The 2,844-nt window shown below is 62.4% G+C and carries 1 protein-coding gene; it reads right to left on the bottom strand.

Annotated features, from left to right (window positions below; genetic code table 11):
- Positions 1–2,844: VCBS domain-containing protein (locus FJ434_RS29620; RefSeq protein ID WP_210242205.1), on the bottom strand; the 2,844-nt coding region annotated here is incomplete at both ends.

The following is a 2,844-nucleotide window of genomic DNA, read 5'->3' as shown; positions in this document are numbered from 1 at the left end:
TCATTGACCAGCACGCCGGCAACGGCGGCAACGCTGAGCAACGCGCCTTCATTGACATTGCCGCTGTCGACATGGGCGGAGGGTCCATCATCATTGATGGCGATCGACAGCGTCGAGTTCGATGCACTGCCATCCTCGTCGGTGACGATAACGCCATAGTTGGCGAAAAGCTGGTCAGCTGCGCCGGTGATCCCCACGCCCGGATGCGCAACGTTGTCGGTCAGCGTGAAGCTGTAGGTGACCGTGCCACCGGCGTTTGTTCCGCTGAAGCCCGTGATCGTGAGTGTGCCATAGGTCGGGCCGCCGGCAATGACGACCGGAACCGAACCGGAATTGGCCAGATTGGCGTAGCTGATGACGGTCGTGCCGACCTGCAGCGATCCCAGACCATCGGGCGAGGTGAAGGCGAATGTGCCGATGGCGGTTTCCGAATGGTCGGAATTGTTGTTTGGATTGCTGTCGGACAATTCTCCCGACCCTGCGGGATTGGATCCGTGTGGCGGCAGTCCCTTCTCGTCGACCGTCGCGTCGCCGCCATCCGCCTGAGGCGTCAGACCTGAAATGGTGGTGATGTCATCGGCGCCGTTGACGGTGATCGTCAGGGACGCCGGCGAAGTGTCGCCGTCGCCGTCCGTCACGGTGTAGCCGAAGCTTTCGCTCAGGCTCTGGCCCGCGGAGAGACCCTGGACAGCGGCATAGGCAGCCGGATTCTGAGCCTGCGTATAGAGCACATAGCTGTAACTGCCGTCGGCGCCAACTGTCAGCTGGCCGTAAATCCCGTTGACGTGGTTGGTGACAGCGCCATCCCAGGCGATCGCGCCGAAGCCGTCGCTGCCAAGATGGTCGGCGTGGCCGTCCGTGATATTGGCGTCGCTGCCGCCGGTGCCGGTAACGACATTGCCATCAGCCGTCGTCGGTCCGTCCTCGGTCACCGAATCCTGATCATTGACGGCCGCCGGGCCGTCATCCTGGAATTCGACGCTCAGGGCGACATGGGAAACGGCGGTGGTCGAATCGCCGTCGAAATCGGTGATCGTCGCCTTGACGTGCAGATCGGCGGCGACGGTCGCGATGTCGTCGAAGGCAGCCGCACTGCCGCCATCGATGCTGTGCGCGATCGGTTGATACTGGCCGATCCAGACCGCGCCGGTCGGGTCGACATAGACCTTGAATACGTCGACGCCGTTGGCCGACCCCACGAGAACGCCGTCGGCGTTCGTCGAGAGCAGAATTGTGGCGCCACCGATCGTCTTCAGTCCGGAATCGACATTGACGAGCGCATTTCCGTTGGCATCGGTCACCGCGAAGGAGAACGTGGCATTTTCGTCGGCGCCGACCGAGGCGTTGAAGAGCCCGAGGGCGCTTGCCGACGATTTCGCATAGCCGAGCGCGTCAGCCTCCTGGACCAGAGCCGGCGGGGGCAGGGCCGTATCATTGGCCGGATTGGGGTCGGCGGAATTGTTGACGCCGGCGGATTCGTCATGGCTGACCCGGAAGACCTCGGTCTGTGTGGTGACCGTCGTGATCTTCGCCTCGATGCCGAAGATCTTGAACGGATTCCCGCCGCTCAAGGTGGCATCGGTGCCGCCCGCATTGGAATCGAACGTGAAGTTGTTGTAGTTGCCCACCTTGAGCTGGTCGAATGGGGTGCTGCCCACGACTTCCACGGTAGCGCCATCCGGTACCCCGGCGAAGGCGTAGCCGACCTGCACGCCGCCTTCGAAGACGGCGGTGCCGGCTGTGAGCACGCCATTGACCGTCACGGTGAACGGCTCGAACACGCCGCCATCCTTAGCGCCGATGAACAGGACCGCACTCTCGATGCCCTTGGCTTCGGCGACGTCTATGGTGAAGGCGACGGATGACACATCATAGGAACCGCTATCGGTGATGATCGGCGGATTTGGATTGTTGGCCGTCACCACGAGGTTGTTGACGAAATCCATGGTCAGGATTTCAGGTCCGGTCACACCTGGATGGGTCTCGTATCCATCGATGATCTGGCCGTCGCCGACGCCGATCTTGGTGCCGGTGGTGTTGACGGAATTGTCGCCCTCGTTGACGTCGACGCCGGACAGCTTGATGTCGTGATTTCCGGCGCCGTCCATGCCGCGAACATCGGTGTTACCGGCCTGCAGCGTGTAGACGATCGTTTCCGTGGTGGTGGTCGTCGTGGTGGCGGCATCCCGCGCGGTGATCTGCGGAACATCGTCGAGCACCTGGACCTTGAACGTGCCGGCCGCCAGTTCGACGGTGTCGCCATCGCCATCCTTGGCAATGATGAATGACGAAAAATCGATCCCGCCATTCGCAAGCGTGTTTTCCGTATTGTCACCCACGGCGCCGTTCAGCGTCGGATGGTCGATCTGATCGATCAGCGTGAAGACGTATGAGCCGTCGGCGCCGACAGTCAGCGTAAACACCGGTCTGTCGGTGCCCGCCTGGTAGCCGGCTCCGCCGCCGATATCGACATAGCCGGTGAGCGTGGTGCCGTCGGAGACAATCAGGACATCCGCGCCCTTCGAGTCGATGCCGGAGTCGGAAGGAGCAGCTTGCGTGACCAGCCCAAAGGCCGATGTCGGGTTCGGACCGTCCGCACCGAAATCGACGAGAAGATTCAAGGCACCGGCGGCGCCTGCGGCAATGGCCGAGTTGGTCCCGGCTACTTCGCCGTCGGGCTGGGGATTGTCGACATTGCCGACAGACTGGGCATTGTGGAGGCCGTCCTCATCGACATTTGCCGTGAGCTGGGCCGTGCCGATGGCTTTCGGCACGTCGTCGATGATGTTGACGGTGATGGCGCCCGTGGTGGAATTGCCGACGCTGTCGGTGACCGTATAGGTG

This window comes from Mesorhizobium sp. B2-5-13 (assembly GCF_006440535.1).
In the GTDB taxonomy this organism is placed as follows: domain Bacteria; phylum Pseudomonadota; class Alphaproteobacteria; order Rhizobiales; family Rhizobiaceae; genus Mesorhizobium; species Mesorhizobium salmacidum.
The sequence above is the reverse complement of the archived record's forward strand: the minus strand, read 5'-3'. Positions and strand labels throughout refer to the sequence as shown.